The sequence below is a fragment of the Methanospirillum stamsii genome (genome assembly GCF_003173335.1).
In the GTDB taxonomy this organism is placed as follows: Archaea; Halobacteriota; Methanomicrobia; order Methanomicrobiales; family Methanospirillaceae; genus Methanospirillum; species Methanospirillum stamsii.
Genome location: NZ_QGMZ01000004.1, coordinates 21,922 through 42,436, shown reverse-complemented (window position 1 = coordinate 42,436; position 20,515 = coordinate 21,922). Strand labels below are relative to the sequence as shown.

Here is a 20,515-nt window from a genome sequence, read left to right as displayed (position 1 = left end):
TTATGTCGAAATTGGGGGTTGCCTGGGTTTTCAAACCGGTTATTTACCGTTTTTATTAATTATATTGATATCGTGATGTCTGCGTAAAAAATTTAAGATTTTACTTGATTCATGCCATCTCTGGTCAAGCTGATTTATCATCTGGTCAATTACTTTTACCTGTTTAACGATATTTTCGGCCCCGTCTCCAAGAGCTAGTTCTGCCTGGCAGGCTATTACGGTAAGGGGGTTTCTGATACCATCATTCAGAATTGCAAGTTCTGCAAGATTTTTCTGTATTTGGGAAAGTGCTTCATTCTTTAGGGATTCTACCAATTTTTGTTCAGAGATGTCAGTAAAAGTCCATAATGTCCTTATTTCTGTTCCTGTCCCGGTTTTCAAAATCCTTCCGGTGATGACAATGGGGATAATCTTCCCATCCTGACAGATTATTGCAAGTTCAGATAGATCAATAGTTCCCCGATCATTCAGTTCTGAAAGGTACTGCTGAAAGAATTCAATCTTTTCAACGGGAATATATTTTTGAAATGGGTTGCCGGCAACATCTTTCTTTTCATAACCGATGAGTTTGCTCCATGCTTCATTTACTTCAATAATATTTCCCCATTCATCAAGAGACTGATAGGGAACTGGCGCTTGTTCAAAAAGTAAACGAAACCTCTCTTCACTTTCCCGGAGTGCAGTTTCAAAGGCATTTTTTATGGTGATATCCCGATAACTCCAGACTTTTCCTACGAGTTCTCCATCAATCATCTGGGGCTGGGAATATCGTTCATAAATCCTGCCATCATACAGGGTTATGATATCAAGACCGGGCCTTATACCATTACGTGGCTGATAATCATTGTGGTGAAAGAACTGGTCCCGGTTTGAGATTTGTGGAAGAAGATAACTCAGAATTTGTGAATAATCTCCTCCCTCTATAAGATGGTAGGGAACATTCCACATCTGGACAAATTTTCGGTTCCATGCAGTCACTTTTCCCTCAACATTTACAACCAAAATACCATCTGCGGTGGATTCGAGTGTTGAGCGTAATAATGCTGATGTCTCTTTTACTCGCTTTTCTGCATGAAACTTGTAAATAGCCTGCGATACCTTGGAGTACAGGTCAGCAAATTCACGTGTTGGTTCACCTTCTTTCTGAAGGTAAAAATCAGCACCATTATTGAGTGCGTCAATGACGACTTCTTCCTTTCCCCTTCCGGTGTATATGATTATGGGGCACTCAAGACCATTCTGCCTGACTGCTTTTAAAAAATCGATGCCATTAATGTCAGGCATGTAATAATCAAGGACTATGGTATCATATGCAGTTTTTTCAATCAGTTCTCCTGCATCATCCGCTGATGGACATGTGTCAACCAGCATATTCCCGAAACTTTCCAGGTACATCCGGACAAGTTCAAGGATGCCGGGTTCATCATCTACATACAGCACGCGATACATAAGAGGTCCAGATTATTCATGAATTAATATTGGTTCAATAATTTGTGTCCGGTTCTACAAAGACACGAATTAGGTAGTCTATCAATTATCTTGCAGAATCTATTAATAGTCATCCTGATGTCTGCCATAGGTGCTCTATATACCTATTGAGATATCTGATGTCACCATATTCTCATGAGGTAACCTGTTTATCTGTATGTTTCAGTATAGGTGTTGATACGTGGTATACCATGAGGTGTAACAAAGCGACAATATCAGGAGCACTCCTGATTGGATTATGTATTTTTGCGGTTCTGCTCTGCGGTTGTACCGGAAACACAGGAGAAACGACCAGTACTGAATCAACCAATGTTAACCCGATAAAAGCAGCACAGGAAGAATCCGGTGTGCTTACTATCACCGGGTCAACGACGGTTCTTCCGGTTGCCGCCCAGGCTGCTGAATTATACATGGATAATCATCCGGGTGTTGATGTCCAGGTTACCGGTGGAGGTTCCGGAGTAGGAGTTCAGTCTGCCGGAGAAGGAACTGCCATGATTGGAATGGCTTCCCGGGATTTAAAGAAAGAAGAGACAGAAAAGTATCCTGAATTACAGGAACATCAGATTGCAATAGACGGCATTGCAATTATTACGCACAAAACCAATCCGATTTCCTCTTTAACTCTTGACCAGGTGAAGGCAATCTACAATGGGAATGTTACAAACTGGAAGGATGTTGGTGGCAGTGATGCAGAAATTATTGTTATCGGTCGTGACAGTGCATCCGGAACAAGAGAGTTCTTCCATGAGAAAATTATGAACAAGGAAGATTTCGCACAGACCCAGCTTGAAAAGAATTCAAACGGTGCTGTACGGCAGAGTGTAGAACAGACTCCTGCTGCGATTGGATATGTGGGTCTTGGTTATATCGATGAAAACATCCATGCAGTTCCGATTCTTGTCGATGGAAAGGCAATCGTGCCATCTATTGAATCTGTAGAGGATGGTTCGTACCCGGTCGCCCGGCCTCTCAATCTCCTGACTAATGGAGAGCCTGAAGGTATCATTTCTGAATTCATTGGTTTCATCTCAAGTCCTGAAGGACAAAAGATAGTAACTGAAGAAGGGTTTGTACCAATTACCCGGTAATTTTCTTTATTTTTCTCTCTATTTTTTATCCGGAATAATTTTCCCTGTTCAAAATATTTCGGGCTCATCATCGGTTGATGGGATACCAACGGGGATTAATCCTAGATGTGAATTGATGTTTGCAGGCAATGTAATAATACGAGAATTGCACTCTCCGGTTTCAGGATTTAATAACTGAAGATAAAAAAAGGTCTGCAGGCAATAATGAAACATAATACTGTTTCATGAGAAGCATGATATGAAGCAATAGGGAGTTAAAAAAGATTATAGATTTTGGGTGGATTTTTTTATTCGTTAAATCATTTCGATTCGCTCACCGGTAACCATGTAGGTAGTCATCTCGGCAATGTTACAGGCCTGATCACCACACCGCTCAAGGTACCGGTTTATGATAACATAACGGGCAAGTATCGGAACACTCTCTTTTTCCTCTTCCATTCTCCGGATGATGTCCCTCATAACTTCACAATATAACCGATCAATTTCAGAATCACGCTGACGCATTGTTTTTATCTGTGCAACTTCACGATTTGAGAAAGCATCCATGGAATCTTCAATCATGGTCAGGACTTTTCTGGCAACCATGATCAATTTTTCAGGATCAACAAGGCCACAGCACTGGGACAAGACTTTAATAGTTTCACTGATATCAAATCCCATCCTTCCGATTCTCTCAAAATTATAGATTATCCGGATAGATGCCACGATTTCCCGCATGTCCCGTGCAACCGGTTGGTACAGAGCAAGATATTGAAACATGGACTCTTCAGCAGTAATGAATTGTCTTTTCAACTCCTTTTTCCTGTCACAAACATCTGCAGCCAGTTTTGTATCTCCCTTTTCAAATGCATTGATGCTGTCATGAAGCATTCCAATGGCAAAATGACCAAGGTTACATGCTTCTTCATGTATCTGTATGAGTTCAGATCGAATTTTTTCGGTCATAGAATTACCCAAATCTTCCGGTGATATAATTTTCAGTCAGTTCTTTGTGGGGGTTTTCAAATATCTGTCTTGTATCTCCAAATTCTATCAGGTCTCCAAGATACATAAACGCAGTATAATCTGATACCCGTGAAGCCTGTGACATGCTGTGTGTTACAATAATGACACAATACTCCTTTTTCAGTTCCTCAATCAGGTCCTCAATTTTTGATGTTGCAATCGGATCAAGGGCACTGCATGGTTCATCCATGAGAATAATTTCCGGATTTACTGCCAGTGTTCTGGCAATACAGAGCCGTTGCTGCTGACCTCCTGAAAGTCCCATTGCAGATTCATGAATACGGTCTTTGACTTCGTTCCAGAGTGCTGCTTTCCTGAGGCAGTTTTCAACGGTTTCATCAATTTCTCTCTTGTTTTTCATTCCATGAATCCGTGGTCCGTATGCAATATTCTCATAGATTGATTTTGGAAAGGGATTTGGTTTTTGAAAGACCATGCCTATTTTTTTCCGGAGATCAACCGGATCAGCTCCGTCATCATAGATATTTTGTCCATGAAATATAACATTCCCTGATACATGGCATCCCAAAACCAGATCATTCATCCGGTTAAAACACCTGATAAGGGTTGATTTTCCACATCCGGATGGCCCTATAAGAGACGTTACTTTTTTGTTTTTAATCGGGAGAGTTACCTGGTGAAGGGCATGATTTTCACCGTACCAGAGGTTTAAATCCTGAACATTCAGAATAATTTCATCATTCATGTACATTACCACCTGACTTTTTTATCGTAATGATGCCGAATCATGATTGCAACACCATAAATCATTATTACTAGGACCAACAGGACCACTGCCGTAGCATATTGGTTGTTTCTTGCACCCGGAACATTTGTTGCCAGTATGAAGAGGTGATAGGGAAGAGCCATCACCGGGTCAAGCAGAGAGTCAGGAAGACGTCTTTGCATGAATACAACCGCAGTAAACATAATCGGTGCAGTCTCTCCGGCCGCTCTTCCGATAGAGAGGATTGCCCCGGTAATAATCCCGGGAACTGAGGGAGGAAGTACTACCCGTTTTATTGTCTGCCACCTGGTCGCTCCAAGGGCATATGATCCTTCGCGAAGACTGTCCGGAACACTTCGAAGTGCTTCCTCCGTTGTCCGTATGACGGTAGGGAGGACCATAAGGGTCAGGGTTATCATCCCTGCAATAAGTGAGATCCCAAATCCCAGATAAAGTACCAGGAATGTAAATCCGAAAAGACCGAATACAATGGATGGTGTTCCATTTAGCAAATCAGTAGCGGTCCTTATTATCCGGGTCAGAAAATTTTCACTGGTGTATTCAACCAGGTAAATTGCGGCCCCGATACCAAGAGGCAGGGCAATTACTATTGAACCGGTAACAAGGAGGAATGTTCCCACAATGGCCGGAAAAATTCCTCCGGCACGACCGAGGTTTTTTGGAGTCCCGGTAAGGAAATCCGGTGTTACATACGGAAGTCCGTTTGAGAAGATGTCATAGAGGATAAAGATCAGAATTAAAGTGACTATGGTCATCATGAGCGTGATAATTGCAAACCATATCCTCTGAACATTCTGCCTGGCGAGGTATCGGTTTACTGCCCATGTAATACTGCAAACAAGAGCAATGAGGCATGCTCCCTGCCATAATCCGGCCAGGATGAGGAAGAGAATGAGCAATAATCCAAGGCCTGCAGGAATGTATTGTCTGATTCCGGTGAGCTGATCCGGCATTTTCACCCTGGAAAGTATGCCTTTCTTTTTGCTTCCTCCCATCTGCGAACTATTCAGTCTTTTCATTACTGATAGAGCGGTAAGATTGATGAGCAGAGTAATAAAAAGCAGAACGACTGCTACTCCGAACAGGGCATGGTAATGTAGAGATCCGACTGCAACCTCACCCATTTCAATGCCAAGTGTTCCAGTCAGTGTTCTTACCGGTGAGAGAATATTCCACAGGGGTTCAGGAATTATGGCGGCATTTCCTGTTACCATGATGACCGCCATTGTCTCACCAACTGCTCTTCCTATTCCAAGAATTACCGCTGCGGTAATACCTGAGAGGGCTGCAGGGATTATTACCCGGGATATCGTCTGCCAGTGTGTTGCTCCAAGCGCCAGGGATCCTTCTTTCAGGTACTTCGGGACTGAACTGATGGCATCTTCTGAAACGCTGATAATTGTTGGAAGTGCCATGATTCCAAGAAGTATAGAGCCTGCAAGTACTGATTCTCCACTAGGGACATCCAAAAAATCCTGAAGTGCTTTTACGAGAATAATAAGTCCGAAAAATCCATAAACCACAGAAGGGATACCAGCCAGGAGTTCCACGGCTGGTTTTAAGATATTCCTCATCTTCGGAGATGCAAGTTCTGCGATAAATATGGCACAGGCTAATCCAAACGGTACGGCAAACACCATCGCTCCAAGGGTAACCAATAATGTTCCCACAATGAGGGGCACAAGGCCGTATTTTGGAATAGCACTCCCCGGGTCCCATCTGTCTCCGGTCAGAAATGGGATCAGGCCAATGTCCAAAAATGCCGGCACGGCATCGTACAGAAGAAACACCAGGATAAAAAAAATCCCGATTATGGATGATATGGCACAGGCAAACCACAAGATATGAATAATATCTTCAAGTGGCTTTCGCTTCCGGCAATTTTTCAGGGTTTTATGGATTCCGGATATCACGTTTTCTCTGACTCCTCATTTCCAGGATTTGTCAGGTTTCTGATTGCCTCGAAAATGTGTGATGGATAGTGAATATATCAGAAAACCTGATAACATAGGCTGGTTATCATACTCCGGGAAGGTACATCAGATTATGTTCTATAGATTATTGTGAACTATTGTGTTTATTGAGTCCACTATAGGCATCATAGTAGTTATTACCTGTTGAAGCATTTCAGGTATTTTTTTTTAAACAGAGGAAAAGTCATTTGATGTGCTCTATTTTGAATCAGTAGAAAAAACAAAAGGATCATGACCCGGTAGAAAGAAATCTCTCCAAATCCATCATATGTATTCTTTATATGAATAAACTAATATAATTAAATGATGAAATTCCAAGTCTTTTTCCTCCATAAATATGCCCAATATGCCGTTATTTCTTGAAAAAACCTAATTTTTCATAGACCATATAAATGCAAAATATGAAACCCTCAATTTTTCGATATTTTGACAATATCTGCTTAATAATCGTTTTTATAAAGGGGTTTTATTCCTCCATTCATGTGATACATATAAAGTATCGACTGAAAAAAGATCGGGGCATAGCGGCCTTCCAGTGAAGACAAACGAATAGCCATTTTTGATGCTGATGCCAAATTTGAGAGAGTAGTTTTCTTTTTGTACTTTGTCTGTTCTTAAACCAAAAATAAGAATTTGCCTGTATGAGTGTGATGAACAATTAATCTGATTTGAATGAATACAATACATAAAGATAATTCATTTGCATTAATGTATCAATTATTTGTAAAAGTTTAACCCAATAAGCCTTTAAATTTAGGATTTTAAGATAGTATCATATACTCACCTTCCCTAATAACTTTGACAAGCATGACAGGGGAAGATATCAGGGAGATAACGATTCTTCCGGGGAAAAACCGCCAGGGAGAGAAAGAGGCCTTTGATGAGATCACCATCCGGCCGGGTGATACTCTTTCGATAGTCGGCCCTACCGGTTCAGGGAAAAGTGCATTCATCAATGATATTGAGATATTTGCAAACCGGGATACCATCACCGGACGCCAGGTCCTGGTAAATGGAGTTCTACCTCCGGAAGCATATGTCCGGGATCCTGCAGCAAAACCCGTAGCACTTATTACTCAAAACACCCGGTGTCTGTGCGATCTGACCGTTGCGGATTTTCTCTTAATGCACCTTACATCCCGGGGATATACGAAAGATTCATGTATCAATGAGACCATCCTGCTTGCAAACCAGTTTACCGGTGAACCAATCGCAGGGCATGTCCGGATGACCAGTCTTTCCGGTGGTCAGACACGGTCCCTGATGGTAGCCGATGCCATACTCATCTCCAACACCCCGATAATTCTTCTGGATGAGGTGGAAAATGCAGGAATATTTAAGGAAAAGGTAATTCAGGTCCTCCGGCAGCACCAAAAAGCCCTCCTGTTCGTAACCCACGATCCTCTCGTCTCACTCCTCTCGGAAAGGAGGATAGTTATGCAGGATGGGGCAGTTGCGAAGGTAATTGAACCGGATGGAGCAGAAGAGCACGCAATACGCCAGATGCTTCATATGGATGGTATTATCGGCCAGATGAGAGAGATGATCCGGGCCGGAGAAATTATCACTTCCCCTCTGCCGGTATCATACTGATGAAACTTATCATAATTGCAGGCCCTCCCTCGGCAGGAAAAACTGCAGTTGCAAAACAGATTATTCGATCTCTCACAGATCTCAAGGCAGCCTATCTTAAGATAGATGTTGTCTGTGCAACCGAGGATGAAGAGATCAGGGAAGAATTTCATATTCCATCCAGGAAAATTTATTCCGGTGATCTCTGTCCGGACCATGCAGGTATCATGATCCTGGATGAGGCAATCAGCTGGGCAATGAATGAGAGGGCAGATATGCTGATTGTTGAGAGTGCCGGTTTATGCCTGCGGTGTACCCCGTATACTACCCAGTCATTTGGAATCGTGGTATTATCTGCCATATCCGGCATCCAGTCTCCGGCAAAAATGGCACCGATGATAGCTCTTGCCGATATTGCCGTGGTTACCCGGATTGACCTTGTATCACAGGCTGAAAAAGAGGTCTTCCGTGAGAAAATCCGGGGTATCCGAAGTGACATAGATATCGTCGAGACCAACGCCGTGCAGGGAACCGGGATGCGGTATCTTACCCGGGCAATAGAAAATGCCGCTGACATTACTGATCCATCCATAATAACTCTCCGGGGCATTCCCCCTCTTGGAGTCTGCACCGTCTGTATCGGGAAGAAAAATATCGGATGGAAGAATCATTCCGGAGTTCTCCGGCAGCTTGACGGTGATGAACTCATGTTCAGAGGAGACTGATGGAAGAGAACTGGACTCCTCCGGGGAGAAACTGTGGTGCCTGCGGGTATGGAACCTGTAAGGAATTCCTCTCAGTTGTCTGGAATGGTTCCCGGAAGAAGGAAGAATGTCCATTTTATACCGAATCATCCAAAAAGACCACCTGTTTTTCTGACGAAAAGGATAATCCTGAAACAGAAGACATTCTGGGACTCCCCTTTGATTTTATCCTTCATCCACTTCCGGGAGAGTGTTCGGCAAGAAAAATTCTTCTTCCCTTCAGGCCGGACTTAGTTGAACGATGGAATATTTGCCCGGGTGATATCCTCACCGGAAGGCCGATGGGTGCCGGATGTCCGGTTCAGCATGTTCTCAGAGTTTTATCGGCCAGCCGGATATCCGGAGTTATCACGACTCATGTTGTAGGTCCGTTATTTTCACGGGGAAAAGAAGTCAAAGACCTTGAAGCATATCATATCATCGGGTTTGAGGGTCTCACACAGACCGTCAGGGATGAACCGGTTTTCGGAAAAAGAATGAGGTTTCTTCCGGCATATTGTATGATGAACCTTGGTCATACCGGAGTAGTCAACCAGATTTTTAAAAGGAAAGAAGGGCTGCAGGTACGAGTAGAGGATATCAGGATACTATGAGAAAATTGGAAGAAATTCGTGCCCGGATAAAAGTCGGAGATGCAGTAATCCTCACGGCATCTGAATTAAAAAAAAGGATTTCACATGAGGATGATATAACTGATGTTGATGTAGTCACCTGTGGCACCTGCGGTGTCATGTCAGGCACCTATGCTGTCCTTTCGGTTCCAGTCGCCCCTCCCGGAACATTTTCCCGGGCAGAAACAGTAACTCTTCAGGGTGTTCCGGCAATTCCAGGTCCTTGTCCGAATGAGCGGCTTGGATTGGTAGATCTGATGGTTTTCGGAACTGCCCATGCCAATGAGCGATACGGAGGTGGTCACCTTTTTCATGACCTTATCGCAGGAAAACCCATTCATGTAGAGGTATCCGCTGAAGGAAGGCATTATGACGCAGATATTACTCTTGGCGATCTTCCCTTTGCACGGTTATTTACAACCCGGAGTGCATTCAAAAACTACTCTGCAATAACGAACCGGGGAACAGAATCCATATCAACAATTTTTTCTGTCCTTCCCCTTGAAGGTCCGGCTACAGAGGTTACGGTATCCGGATGTGGAGAGATAAATCCGCTTGAGAATGATCCTTCATTGAGATTTCACTCCCCCGGAGATCCGGTTGTGGTAAACGGGGTGAGTGGCAGGATAATCGGTACCGGGACCCGGAGCACTCCTGAAAAACCAAACCTCTCGGTTCATGCAGATATGAAAGACATGAGCCCTGAATTTTGTGGTGGATTTGTGACCTCTGCCGGACCGGAGTGCATTACCAGCATCGGAACAGCAATACCGCTGGTAGATAAGACGATCCTCCAAAACCTCTCCGTCCTGGATGACGAAATTATGCTGCCGGTTGTGGATATTAAAACCCGCCAGCCATTTGGTACTGCCTCCTATGGTCAGGTCTGGAACAATACCGCTTCCCGGATAGGATATCATCCTGAAAAATGTCTTCATTGTTCTCCCTGCATTGCTCATGAATCATGTCCGGCTCAGGCTATCCGGGAGGATGGAACGATCAATCAGCATACCTGTTTTGTCTGTGGAACCTGTGTCCGGGTCTGTGAAGGTCTGGTTTACGAAGGTAATTTTGGATCTCTCTCTGTTTCAAATCAGTCAATTCCTATCGTCCTCCGGCAATCTGATAGAAGAAAAGCAGAAATTCTCTGCAGAAAAGTGAGGGACATGCTAAATCATGGAGAATTATTAATATGACGTATACACTCAAATGCCCGGTATGTGGGCAGTCTTTTCCGGACACCCATCTCCTCTCCTGTCCGAACGGGTGCAATGGACTGCTTAGGGCAGAATACTCATCCCGGCAACTGACTATCCGGGAATCTCCTGGGATTTTCCGGTATTCTGACTGGCTGCCGGTTACCGGCTCTCTGCCCACAAACGCAGAACCGGTCTGTTACAAGTGTTCAAATCTTGCAAAGGTGCTTGGACTATCTGATCTCTGGATTGTATTCTCTGGTTACTGGCCGGAAAAAAATGCCTTTGCCGTCAGTGGCTCATTTAAGGAGTTTGAAGCTTTTCCCACCATGCAAAGAGTAGTGGATCTTGGTGGTGGGGTAATTCAGGTCTCTTCAGCCGGAAATACCGGACGAGCCTTTGCAGAGGTCTCTGCCCGGACCGGACAGCCGGTAATCATTGTCGTTCCGGAATCAGCACATAATCGGATATGGACAACAGTCCCTGCCCATGATGTGCTGCTTATCACGATCTCCGGTGACTATACCGATGCCATCATACTGGGCAATGAAATATGCAAAATTCCGGGTATTTTTCCGGAGGGGGGTGCGAAAAATGTTGCCAGAAGGGACGGTATGGGAACTGTGATGCTGGCTGGAACCCTCGCAATTGGCAAACTTCCTGACTGGTATGTGCAGGCGGTCGGGAGTGGGACCGGAGGGATTGCAGCATATGAAGCAGCACTCCGGTTGATTGGAGATGGCAGATTTGGAAACGAACTTCCCCGCCTGATGCTATTCCAGAATGAACCGTTCATCCCAATGGTCAGGGCATGGAAGGAGAAAAGGCGTGACATTAGGGATGAGGATATGCCTGATGCAAAACGGGCAATCTCAAAGGTTTATTCAGATGTCCTTACCAACCGGGCTCCCCCGTATGGAATCGCGGGAGGAGTTTTTGATACTCTCGTTGCAACGAATGGCCTGATGGAAGGTGTATCTTCCGGAGATGCACAAGATGCCGGAAACCTCTTTTTATCAGAGGAAGGAATTGATCCTGATCCAGCTGCAGCGGTCTGTGTAGCCGGACTTATCAAATCTGTTCAATCAGGTATTATCCGGCCTGATGAAACCATTTTATTAAACATCACCGGTGGTGGATATGAAGCAGGAAAGCGGGATCTTAACCGGTATGTAAAGGAGCCGGATATCATGACCACAAAGGATACCGGGTTTGATGTTGTATCAGAAAAAATCAGGCAATGGATGAGAAAATATGTATGAAAAAAGGGTATCGGATATACTCACAACAGAAAATATAGAATATATCGTTTCTCTTCCCTGTGACCGGACAAAGGATCTGTGTGAAATCCTTGAAAAAAAGTTCCATTATATCACCATTTCACGGGAGGAAGATGGTATTGGTATCTTATCCGGCCTTTCTCTTGCAGGAAAAAGGGGAGTTCTCCAGATGCAGAGTTCAGGTCTTGGAAATTCACTCAACGCCCTGATGACCCTCCCCTATCTCTATTCGCTTCCTCTTCCAATCCTTGCAAGCTGGCGTGGATACTACCGTGAAAGTATCCCTGCACAGATCCCGTTTAATGAAAAAATCCCTGTTCTGCTGAAATTATACCAGATCCCCTGTACAATTATCAGAGAGCCGGCTGAATTCGACCTGATTACCTCGGTTATCAGTGATGCCTGGATGAATAACAGGCCTCATGTGGCTCTTATCTCCCCGGAGGTCTGGGAAGGAGATAGAGAGATAACTGATGATTCAGAATTCCCTGCCCGTGATCGGCTTATAACCCTTAATTACCATGGAGTTTTTAAAGAACCGGTAATGCAGCGGGGAGATGCTATTTCGATCATTGCATCACTCTTAACCGATGAACTTGTGGTCTCCAACATTGGTGTTCCGTCAAAAGAGTTATACCATGTCCGTGATAATCCGGCTCATTTCTACATGCTTGGTTCTTACACCCAGGCAAGTCCCTTAGGTCTTGGAATTGCACTAGGAACCGACCGGAAGGTTGTTGTTATTGATGGTGACGGAAGTCTTCTTGGAACGGCCGTAATGCCGGTAATTGCAGCTGAGTCACCTGAAAATCTGGTAATCATCTGTCTTGACAACGGGGTGTATGGAAGTACGGGAAACCAGTGTTCACCTGCATATGAAACCGTGGATCTCGAACTCCTGGCAAAAGCCAGTGGATTTAATCATACCTTTAAAGTGCATACTCCTGATGAGTTATCTGATGCTTTTAAAAAAGCCCGTGTCCAAGGGCCTTCATTTATCCACGTGATAATAAAACCGGGAAACCGGAATGTCTCAAATATTCCGCTTGGACCACTTGATATAAAAAACAGATTCTCGGCTGAAATTTCCGGAAAAAAATAATTATATGGTAAATTTTTTTGTCTCGACAACAAGTGTTTCAGTAACTTCAGTGACCTGATTAATCTGGTCAGATATCTGGTCAATTGCTGCTGCTGCTTCTTCACTTGCTGCTGCAGAAGCAACTGCATCTTTGGCCGTCCCGGATACCAGGGTATTCACCTCGTTAATAGATGCCGTAATCTCTTCTACTGCTGCAGCCTGTTGTTCAGCTGCCTTTGCCACATTATCCATCTGAAGACTGACGGTGTTCACCGAATCAATAATCTGGTTAAATACTCCGAGGGTTTCATTCAGGGCTTTTCCGCCTTCCCTGACAACCAGTACACTCTTGTCCATGGTATCAGATGCTGCCTGTGTCTTTTTTGTCAGACCTTCTATCATCTCGGAAATGTTTTCCGCTGACTGTCTGGATTCAAGAGCCAGTGATTTTACTTCACTTGCAACGACGGCAAATCCTCGTCCGGCTTCACCTGCACGGGCTGCTTCGATTGCAGCATTTAATGCCAGAAGATTTGTCTGAGAGGCGATGTCTGAAATGACCAGTGAAATTTTACTGATTTTGCCCATCTCTTCCATGATCTCATGAACAAGCCCGGTAACAAGATCCGTGGAAGAGGTAATCTCCATCATACCCCGTTCGGCTTCCTGTGCAAGTGATGATCCCTTTTTGGACAGGGCATTCGTGTCTGAAGATATCTGGTTTACCTCACCGGTTCGTGAAGATACATCAGATACATTTACTGCGAGATCCTCCATCGCACGGAGGATCTGCGACAGACCATCACCTCCCTGTTCTGCTTTCATGCTCACATTCTGGGCTATTTCAGCCAGGACTGATGAACCGGAGGAGATATCCCTTATACTAGATGCAGCCTGGGATGTTGCAAGGTTTAGTATCTCAATCTGTTGTGATATCAGGGAAATCGCATCAGATACATGATGACCTACATCATCCAGTGCCTGCTGAAATGCCTTCCAGTCACCTGCATAAGTGACAGATGAGTTCATTCTCCGGGAGAAGTCATATCCGGCATATCCTTTTGACACATCCATGGCTTCCCTGACCGGTTTTACTACTGTTTCAAGAGTCGTGTTAATTCCCTCGACGATTGTCCTGAAATCTCCCTGATGTTTTGAAGGATCTGCCCGGGTCATCAGTTTTCCTTCAGTTCCTGCGGTGACCAGCATATCCACATCAGAAATAACACTTTTCATATTGTCCCGCATGAGGACCAGAGGGCCATGGAGTTGATCATTATCTGATGCTTTCCGGAAATCAGCTGTCATATCTCCTTCAGATATCCGGGTGACGTAAACGATTAATTCATTTAGCCAGTCATGCACTGCATTAATTGCATCTTTTATTTTTGCATGGTCGCCTACACATTCTATCTCAACCCTTTCACGGAGATCCCCCTTGGAGATCTTCTGGAGGATACGATTCCCTGCCCTGATGGGCGCCAGGATTGCATCCAGCATCTCATTAATTCCCCGGATTGTTTCGGCATATTCACCGTCAAATAATTCCGGTTTTCCTCTTACCGCAAGGTTTCCATGCCGTGCTGCATCTACCATCCGGCTAATTTCCTGGTGCATCAGCCTGGTCACATCAGCAACACCATTTACTGCATTCCGGATTCGTTCATGCTCTCCAGAGAATACCTGATCTATATGGGCACTCATGTCACCTTTAGCAATCTTCTGGAGCACCTTGTTCATATCTCTGAAGGGATGGAGGATACCATTCAGCATCTCATTAATACCGGTGATGAGTTTGAACATATCTCCTGAATATCCCTCATCTGACAAACGGGCCCTCAGGTTTCCTTTCTTCATCTCTTCAGCAAGATTGAGAATATCGGTTATTGCATGATGTTCTGCGGTATTATCTATAATGGATACGATGGCATGGGATGTACCGATATATTCTGACAATCGGATGGTTACCTTTCCGGATAGTTCTTTTCCATCAAATTTCCTAAAAACCCATTCAAATCTGGTATTTTTTCCCTTTTGCGATGACTGCAAAAGCGTTCGGATACCCTCAACGGAAGAGGATCCATCTGGTTGCACTGAAGGTGAGAGGTCAGAGAGATCTAAATGTAATATTTCATCAGGCGACCGCGCCTTTAGCAGCCTTATGGAAGCATGATTTCCATAGACTATTTTACCATCTTTGAGAATCAGGACCGGAGTTGGTATATCATTGAGAATCATCTGGCATTCATGATTCTGATAGCCGATAGATTCTGAATTGTCTGGTATTCCTGCATTCATAAATTACGTATCGCCTCTATTTACAGAAATCAATACATTCGAATGGATTGATAAGAAGAAAAAGGTAATGGGAAACTCAGTTTTTCAGAGCATCTGTAAGGCGCTTTTGTACAGCATCCCAATTGACAATATACCAGAAGTTTTCAACGAATTTTCCCCGGTCATTTACATAATCAAGGTAATACGAATGCTCCCACACATCAAGAGCCATGAGGATCTTAAACCCAGGGTAGACATTTATATTGTGTTTTTCCACCTGCATAACAAGGAGTCTTTGAGTTAACAGGCAAATTGATAAAACGGCCCACCCTGATCCCTCAACAGAAGAAGCTGCCTGGTTAAACTCCTTTTTAAACCGCTCCAATGAACCAAAGTCTTTTGTTATCCATTCTGCAAGGGTTCCTGAGGGTTTTCCTCCTCCTCCTTTTCCTGCAGGAGCGAGGTTCTCCCAGAATAAGGTATGAAGCCGGTGGCCTCCGATGTGAAAGGAGAGTTCTTTAAGAACTGCTTTTTGGTCTAATTCTGAACCTTCAGCTCGTGATTTTTCCAGTTTTTCAAAAATGGCATTTGCCCCGTTTACATATGCCTGGTGATGTTTCTGGTGATGAAGAGTCAGTTGTTTTTCCGAGATGTAAGGTGTTAGATCTCCATACCCAAACGAAAGTGCCGGAAGTGCATACTTTTTTGAGTCGTCCATGTTTGATTCCTCCTGATTGAGGATTATTCATGTGCAGTACTTAAGATTACCGGATCTTGGAAAAACTGTATCCATAGAACCATAACATCCGGGAGGACTGTACACATATGGACATTTATGATATCAGGGATCCTCACACGAGAGTTGCAGATAACAGCCTGTTAGTCGAATTATTTCATCCATTGCGTCTTGAAAAGGAAGTTTCTTGCAAGTACAGCATTGCTCACGCCCGGGTTTTAGCCCATGAGAAAACACTTCCTCATCGTCTGATTCGGTCATCTGAGGTATATTATATCTTATCCGGCAGGGGTATCATGCACATCGGGAATGAACAGAAGGAAGTACAGAAAGGCAAACTGGTATATATTCCCCCCGGATCATCACAGTGGATAGAAAATACCGGTGATTCAGAACTTATTTTCCTTGCAATATGCGATCCCCTCTGGAGAGAGGATGATGAATTAATTGGTGAACAGCATTTTCAGACACCTGCCAGCTCTGATCCTTTCATGGAAGCAGCAATCGAGGAGGCAGAACTTGGAAGAAAAGAAGGAGGTATTCCCATTGGTTCAGTTCTTGTTAGGGACGGGAAAATTATCGGGAGGGGACATAACCGGAGGGTTCAGAACCAGGATCCTATGATGCATGCCGAGATAGATTGTCTGCAAAATGCCGGAAGGATAGGCAAATATCAGGATTGCACTCTTTATTCAACTCTGATGCCCTGTTACCTGTGTGCAGGAGCGGTTGTCCAGTTTCAAATCCCCCGGGTCGTCGTGGGCGAGTCACGGACATTTCCCGGAGCACGTGAATTCATGGAAGCACATGGGGTTATCGTAACTGATTATTCCCTTTCCCGGTGCAGGGATATGATGGAATCGTTTATCAGAGAAAATCCTGAACTCTGGAATGAGGACATCGGAGCGTTGGAGTAACAATCCCGGCAATTCATATCGGGAACTATATTCATAAGAAATTTTAAAAACTAAATATCATGGCCGGAAAGATTAAGAAATTAATCGATACTCTCATTGAGAAAAGGGCACAAGGAAACCCCTCAATAGCCTCTACTACCAGAACAAAACTTCTTCTGAAAGGAATTGACGGGAAAAAATATGATGAACAGTCAACCGATGATCCGGTAGTAATCGCCAGTATCATGAAAATTGCAGAAGAGATGGGTATCAGTCTTAAGGTGTAATATATGTCAGTACAAGTTGCAAAGTCACAAAATCCGGACCCAAACGGAGCAGCAGATGAACTTTTAAAATCTCTTTCCGGGAGTAAACCGGTGATGATCCTGTTTTTTGCATCATCAGTGTATAACCCGGACAAGATTAGTGCGGCGATGAAGAATGCATTTCCTGATGCTACAGTTATGGGCTCCTCAACGGCTGGAGAGATAATATCCGGGCACATGTTAAAGCAATCCATTGTAGCAATGGCACTTGATGCAGATGTTCTGAAGGCCGTACATGCAGACACAATACCACTGGATTCACCTAAATCTATTGATACGGCGCTGAACAATCTTTCAGGCGGTTTTGGGTCATCCCCCATCTCTCTTGATCCTTCAAAATATGTTGGCATTATTCTCTTTGATGGCATGAGTGGTGCCGAAGAGAGGATGATGGAGCGTATTGGCGATTTAACAAATATTAAAGTGGTTGGAGGATCAGCCGGGGATGATCTTGCCTTTTCTTCAACCCATATTTACCTGGACGGAAAAGCGTACTCCAATACCGCTCTCCTTGCAATCCTTGAACCTGCAGCAGAATTTGAAATATTAAAAACCCAGTCGTTCTGTTCACTGGGAAGGAAACTTACTCCTACCAAAGTAGATACCGAGAGCAGAAAGGTCCTTGAATTCGATGGAAAACCTGCAGTAGCTGCATATGCAGAGGCATTACGAGTGCCATCCCATGAGATAGCATCACAGTTCATGAAATATCCGGTAGGTCTTATGGCAGATGGAGAGCCGTTTGTCCGGAGTCCTCAGCGGGTTGATGGCGATGCCATCAATTTCTACTGCCAGGTCCGGCAGGGAGTAGATCTCGAGATTCTTTCATCGACAGATATCGTTGCAGATACAAAATCATTAATTGATGATACTAATAAAAAACGGCCATTAGCAGGAATAATCAATTTTCACTGTATTCTTCGAACACTCCAATTGGAACAGGAAGGAAAAACAGAAGAGTATGGCCGGATTTTCTCGGCAATTCCCACGATTGGTTTTTCAACCTACGGGGAGGAGTACATCGGTCATATCAACCAGACTGCAACGATGCTGGTTTTTTATAAATAAATCACTTTTTTGCCGTTACAACTTCACTTTGAGAGGCTTCGTAGGGATAGAGCCCTTTAAACCGGACCATAAGATCTTCAGGGGGTGATGCTGCCGGACGGAAGAACGAATATGAGCCATCCCGTTCTGTCCTGGTAACTTTCAGATACTGAAATTTTCCGGGGGTAGCTCCTGCAGCAGTTGATTCAAGGGTGATCCACTTATTTCCCAGGGGTTCTCCGGTATCGGTAATAAGCGTCCCGGTTATGAAAAATCCCTGGTCTGCAGCTGGTTTTGCCGGGTCCAAAGCGATTGATATCGTTGTGGGTATTCTTTCCTGTCCGGCTGCTGAGGCAGATCCGAAAAGGACCAATGCGATGCCTACTATCAGGAGGAGCATGAATACTCTGCCTGCCTTCAGATGATGCTGTGATACCATGCCGAATCTTTTATCGTGACAGCTCATCAGGTTGTCTGTGTAATTCACATTTGATCATCCGGTGCTATAAACACAAAATGATCAGCACCCATTGGTTCAGATCACAACATTTAGATGATGATCTGGTTCAATGATCATGAGGAACTGCACCATCATACCTGATAACCATCCGGATTGACTGGTCAGACAGATAACATGGAACACATAGATGAAAAAAGCAGAAATAATTTATTTCTGGTAGATGATACCGCAAACCCTGCTCCACTAGGATTATGCGCATTTGGTATGACAACAATTCTGCTCAGTCTGCACAATGCCGGACTTACCGCAGCAGGAAGCCCGATATTTTCAATGGCAATGTTTTATGGGGGAATTGCCCAGATCATAGCAGGCATTTTTGAGTGGAAAAAAAACAATACTTTTGGAATGGTCACCTTTGGGAGTTTTGGATTTTTCTGGATTTCATTTGCATTTATTGGCTTTTTACCAAAACTCGGCCTGACTGCCCCACCAACAAACCTTGAATTGGCGGCTTTTCTAAGTGTATGGGGACTATTTGCTATGGGGCTTTTTGTCTGCACATTTAAGATGCACCGTGTCCTTCAGGTAACCTTGTTTACCGTCGTTCTTCTGGTGGTTTTTTTAGTGGTTGGAGAGATAACTGAAATCGGACTCTTTTCAAATCTTGGGGGAGTTACCGGAATAGTTGCGGGTCTCCTGGCACTATACATCGGAATGGGGCAGGTTATTAACGAAGTATTTGGAAAAAAAGTATTTCCTGTCTGATTTCTACTCTCTTTTTTTGATTCTTTATATTGTGGGATTAAACACAAATCTCTATACCGATGAATAATCGGTTCTCCGTTGTACCAGTTCCCTGCCGATGTCTGTGACAATATATTCCATATCTTTTGGATCAAGGTATTCACCCGCCGTTGCTCCGGCAGATTGTGATATACTCTCTTCATAAAGGGTGCCACCAAGATCATTTGCACCAGACATCAGACCTATCTGCACCATTTTAAGCCCAAGTTTAACCCATGAAACCTGAATATTCTGAAAGTTATCAAGAAACAGGCGTGAAACAGCAATCATGAGCATATCTTCTCTTCCGGTAGCGCCCGGTCTTGCTCTCCCACTTTTGTAAATCGGTGTCCCCGGGTGGATAAAGGACAACGGAACAAATTCTGTAAAGCCATGTGTTTCATCCTGAATTTCCCGGAGGAGAGAAAGATGGCTGACCTGATCTTCTATAGATTCACAATGGCCATACATGATGGTGGCAGTGGATTTCAGACCTATCCTGTGAGATTCCCTGATGATCCTGGCCCATTCAGCCGTCGGGATTTTATCCGGGCATATGATTTTTCTAACATCATCAACTAGGATTTCTGCTGCAGTCCCACACAGGGTACCAACTCCGGCATCTTTGAATGCCTTAAGCACATCTCGGGTAGAACATCCTGATTTTCTCGCAGCATATGCAACCTCCATTGGATTTGCGGCATGGATATGGACTTCCGGTGCATACTTTTGGATGGTGCGGTAGAGCGAAGTATAAAAATCAAGATTATAATCGGGATGAAGACCACTCACGGTGCAGATCTCAGTTACCCCCCGGTTTTTCGCCTCCTCTGCTTTTTTCCCGATCTCCTCAGGATCCAGTTCAAAGGCACGGGGATCACCAGGTTTGCATGAAAATCCACAGAACCCGCATTGATTTACACAGATATTGGAACAATTTATGTTCTGATTTTTTATCCAGGTGACGCGATTACCGTTTTTTTGTGTTCTCATCTCATCTGCATATGAGGTAATTAAAAAAGCAGCCCTATCACGGATTTTAAAGAGAGCAATCGCTTCAGTATTGGTTAACCGGTGTCCGTTTATCACATCATCAAGAAGGGTTTTCAGATTCCTTTCTGACAGGGGGGTTTCCATGATCACGTATTGTGGTGCAATAATATGAACATTTACATCTATGC

The 20,515-nt window shown here is 44.1% G+C and carries 19 protein-coding genes; 11 read left to right on the top strand and 8 right to left on the bottom strand.

Features of this window, described 5'->3' with window-relative positions; genetic code table 11:
- Positions 1 to 39: 39 nt before the first annotated feature.
- Positions 40 to 1,449, bottom strand: a complete 1,410-nt coding sequence (locus DLD82_RS00910) for a response regulator (RefSeq protein ID WP_109939223.1) — start codon at positions 1,447 to 1,449, stop codon at positions 40 to 42.
- Between the two features lie 230 nt (positions 1,450 to 1,679).
- Between DLD82_RS00910 and DLD82_RS00905 the strand changes: the two genes are divergently transcribed.
- Positions 1,680 to 2,579 (top strand): phosphate ABC transporter substrate-binding protein, encoded by a 900-nt coding sequence (locus DLD82_RS00905; protein ID WP_109939336.1) that lies wholly within the window; start codon positions 1,680 to 1,682, stop codon positions 2,577 to 2,579.
- A gap of 294 nt (positions 2,580 to 2,873) precedes the next feature.
- Here DLD82_RS00905 and phoU read toward each other — a convergent pair whose 3' ends face one another.
- From phoU to pstA, 3 genes are read right to left on the bottom strand one after another with little or no spacing between them, the layout of a single operon-like run.
- Positions 2,874 to 3,524, bottom strand: a complete 651-nt coding sequence (phoU, locus tag DLD82_RS00900; protein WP_109939222.1) for a phosphate signaling complex protein PhoU — start codon at positions 3,522 to 3,524, stop codon at positions 2,874 to 2,876.
- 4 nt (positions 3,525 to 3,528) lie between these two features.
- On the bottom strand, positions 3,529 to 4,290 hold the full coding sequence (gene pstB / locus DLD82_RS00895; RefSeq protein WP_109939335.1) for a phosphate ABC transporter ATP-binding protein PstB: 762 nt from the start codon (positions 4,288 to 4,290) through the stop codon (positions 3,529 to 3,531).
- A 5-nt stretch (positions 4,291 to 4,295) separates the two neighbouring features.
- The gene (gene pstA / locus DLD82_RS00890; RefSeq protein ID WP_109939221.1) at positions 4,296 to 6,245 is read right to left on the bottom strand and encodes a phosphate ABC transporter permease PstA; all 1,950 of its coding nucleotides are present in this window, start codon (positions 6,243 to 6,245) and stop codon (positions 4,296 to 4,298) included.
- 867 nt (positions 6,246 to 7,112) lie between these two features.
- Here pstA and DLD82_RS00885 point away from each other — a divergent pair.
- From DLD82_RS00885 to comE, 6 genes are read left to right on the top strand one after another with little or no spacing between them, the layout of a single operon-like run.
- Positions 7,113 to 7,898 (top strand): ATP-binding cassette domain-containing protein, encoded by a 786-nt coding sequence (locus DLD82_RS00885; RefSeq protein ID WP_109939220.1) that lies wholly within the window; start codon positions 7,113 to 7,115, stop codon positions 7,896 to 7,898.
- The gene (locus tag DLD82_RS00880; RefSeq protein ID WP_109939219.1) at positions 7,898 to 8,602 is read left to right on the top strand and encodes a GTP-binding protein; all 705 of its coding nucleotides are present in this window, start codon (positions 7,898 to 7,900) and stop codon (positions 8,600 to 8,602) included. Before DLD82_RS00885 ends, DLD82_RS00880 begins: the two co-directional genes overlap by 1 nt.
- On the top strand, positions 8,602 to 9,234 hold the full coding sequence (locus DLD82_RS00875) for a (Fe-S)-binding protein (RefSeq protein WP_109939218.1): 633 nt from the start codon (positions 8,602 to 8,604) through the stop codon (positions 9,232 to 9,234). Before DLD82_RS00880 ends, DLD82_RS00875 begins: the two co-directional genes overlap by 1 nt.
- Positions 9,231 to 10,448 (top strand): methanogenesis marker 16 metalloprotein, encoded by a 1,218-nt coding sequence (locus DLD82_RS00870; RefSeq protein WP_109939217.1) that lies wholly within the window; start codon positions 9,231 to 9,233, stop codon positions 10,446 to 10,448. The genes DLD82_RS00875 and DLD82_RS00870 overlap by 4 nt, the downstream gene beginning before the upstream one ends.
- Entirely contained in the window at positions 10,445 to 11,710 is a 1,266-nt protein-coding gene (locus DLD82_RS00865; RefSeq protein ID WP_109939216.1) for a cysteate synthase, read from the top strand. Before DLD82_RS00870 ends, DLD82_RS00865 begins: the two co-directional genes overlap by 4 nt.
- Positions 11,703 to 12,830 (top strand): sulfopyruvate decarboxylase subunit beta, encoded by a 1,128-nt coding sequence (gene comE, locus DLD82_RS00860; RefSeq protein WP_109939215.1) that lies wholly within the window; start codon positions 11,703 to 11,705, stop codon positions 12,828 to 12,830. Before DLD82_RS00865 ends, comE begins: the two co-directional genes overlap by 8 nt.
- Here the strand turns inward: comE and DLD82_RS00855 are convergent, their stop codons facing one another.
- Together DLD82_RS00855 and DLD82_RS00850 are read right to left on the bottom strand one after the other, a co-directional pair.
- Positions 12,831 to 15,107 carry a methyl-accepting chemotaxis protein gene (locus tag DLD82_RS00855; protein ID WP_109939214.1) on the bottom strand — a complete coding sequence of 759 codons (2,277 nt, stop codon included), beginning with the start codon at positions 15,105 to 15,107 and terminating at the stop codon, positions 12,831 to 12,833.
- 76 nt (positions 15,108 to 15,183) lie between these two features.
- Entirely contained in the window at positions 15,184 to 15,804 is a 621-nt protein-coding gene (locus DLD82_RS00850) for a superoxide dismutase (protein WP_109939213.1), read from the bottom strand.
- Positions 15,805 to 15,911: 107 nt separating this feature from the next.
- On the opposite strand from DLD82_RS00850, the gene DLD82_RS19095 reads away from it, so the two are divergent.
- Genes DLD82_RS19095 through DLD82_RS00835 form a run of 3 tightly spaced genes read left to right on the top strand, consistent with a single transcriptional unit; the run spans position 15,912 to position 18,112 of the window.
- Positions 15,912 to 16,739, top strand: a complete 828-nt coding sequence (locus tag DLD82_RS19095) for a deaminase (RefSeq protein ID WP_109939212.1) — start codon at positions 15,912 to 15,914, stop codon at positions 16,737 to 16,739.
- A 59-nt stretch (positions 16,740 to 16,798) separates the two neighbouring features.
- The gene (locus DLD82_RS00840) at positions 16,799 to 17,005 is read left to right on the top strand and encodes a hypothetical protein (RefSeq protein ID WP_109939211.1); all 207 of its coding nucleotides are present in this window, start codon (positions 16,799 to 16,801) and stop codon (positions 17,003 to 17,005) included.
- A gap of 3 nt (positions 17,006 to 17,008) precedes the next feature.
- On the top strand, positions 17,009 to 18,112 hold the full coding sequence (locus tag DLD82_RS00835; protein WP_109939210.1) for an FIST signal transduction protein: 1,104 nt from the start codon (positions 17,009 to 17,011) through the stop codon (positions 18,110 to 18,112).
- A gap of 1 nt (position 18,113) precedes the next feature.
- On the opposite strand, the gene DLD82_RS00830 is transcribed toward DLD82_RS00835, so the two are convergent.
- Positions 18,114 to 18,530 (bottom strand): hypothetical protein, encoded by a 417-nt coding sequence (locus tag DLD82_RS00830; protein ID WP_109939209.1) that lies wholly within the window; start codon positions 18,528 to 18,530, stop codon positions 18,114 to 18,116.
- Between the two features lie 195 nt (positions 18,531 to 18,725).
- Here DLD82_RS00830 and DLD82_RS00825 point away from each other — a divergent pair, with 195 nt between their 5' ends.
- Positions 18,726 to 19,316 carry an acetate uptake transporter gene (locus DLD82_RS00825; protein WP_109939208.1) on the top strand — a complete coding sequence of 197 codons (591 nt, stop codon included), beginning with the start codon at positions 18,726 to 18,728 and terminating at the stop codon, positions 19,314 to 19,316.
- Between the two features lie 51 nt (positions 19,317 to 19,367).
- On the opposite strand, the gene cofH is transcribed toward DLD82_RS00825, so the two are convergent.
- Complete coding sequence (gene cofH / locus DLD82_RS00820; RefSeq protein WP_109939207.1) at positions 19,368 to 20,471, bottom strand: 5-amino-6-(D-ribitylamino)uracil--L-tyrosine 4-hydroxyphenyl transferase CofH; 1,104 nt, start codon at positions 20,469 to 20,471, stop codon at positions 19,368 to 19,370.
- Between the last annotated feature and the right edge of the window lie 44 nt (positions 20,472 to 20,515).

Bases quoted from the DNA above. Each gene is read 5' to 3' on its own strand.
- DLD82_RS00830 (WP_109939209.1), bottom strand. From the start codon at position 18,530: ATGGTATCACAGCATCATCTGAAGGCAGGCAGAGTATTCATGCTCCTC.
- DLD82_RS00835 (WP_109939210.1), top strand. From the start codon at position 17,009: ATGTCAGTACAAGTTGCAAAGTCACAAAATCCGGACCCAAACGGAGCA.
- DLD82_RS19095 (WP_109939212.1), top strand. From the start codon at position 15,912: ATGGACATTTATGATATCAGGGATCCTCACACGAGAGTTGCAGATAAC.
- DLD82_RS00875 (WP_109939218.1), top strand. From the start codon at position 8,602: ATGGAAGAGAACTGGACTCCTCCGGGGAGAAACTGTGGTGCCTGCGGG.
- DLD82_RS00870 (WP_109939217.1), top strand. From the start codon at position 9,231: ATGAGAAAATTGGAAGAAATTCGTGCCCGGATAAAAGTCGGAGATGCA.
- comE (WP_109939215.1), top strand. From the start codon at position 11,703: ATGTATGAAAAAAGGGTATCGGATATACTCACAACAGAAAATATAGAA.
- DLD82_RS00850 (WP_109939213.1), bottom strand. From the start codon at position 15,804: ATGGACGACTCAAAAAAGTATGCACTTCCGGCACTTTCGTTTGGGTAT.
- DLD82_RS00855 (WP_109939214.1), bottom strand. From the start codon at position 15,107: ATGAATGCAGGAATACCAGACAATTCAGAATCTATCGGCTATCAGAAT.
- DLD82_RS00825 (WP_109939208.1), top strand. From the start codon at position 18,726: ATGGAACACATAGATGAAAAAAGCAGAAATAATTTATTTCTGGTAGAT.
- pstB (WP_109939335.1), bottom strand. From the start codon at position 4,290: ATGAATGATGAAATTATTCTGAATGTTCAGGATTTAAACCTCTGGTAC.
- DLD82_RS00910 (WP_109939223.1), bottom strand. From the start codon at position 1,449: ATGTATCGCGTGCTGTATGTAGATGATGAACCCGGCATCCTTGAACTT.
- phoU (WP_109939222.1), bottom strand. From the start codon at position 3,524: ATGACCGAAAAAATTCGATCTGAACTCATACAGATACATGAAGAAGCA.
- DLD82_RS00880 (WP_109939219.1), top strand. From the start codon at position 7,898: ATGAAACTTATCATAATTGCAGGCCCTCCCTCGGCAGGAAAAACTGCA.
- DLD82_RS00840 (WP_109939211.1), top strand. From the start codon at position 16,799: ATGGCCGGAAAGATTAAGAAATTAATCGATACTCTCATTGAGAAAAGG.
- cofH (WP_109939207.1), bottom strand. From the start codon at position 20,471: ATGGAAACCCCCCTGTCAGAAAGGAATCTGAAAACCCTTCTTGATGAT.
- DLD82_RS00865 (WP_109939216.1), top strand. From the start codon at position 10,445: ATGACGTATACACTCAAATGCCCGGTATGTGGGCAGTCTTTTCCGGAC.
- DLD82_RS00885 (WP_109939220.1), top strand. From the start codon at position 7,113: ATGACAGGGGAAGATATCAGGGAGATAACGATTCTTCCGGGGAAAAAC.
- DLD82_RS00905 (WP_109939336.1), top strand. From the start codon at position 1,680: ATGAGGTGTAACAAAGCGACAATATCAGGAGCACTCCTGATTGGATTA.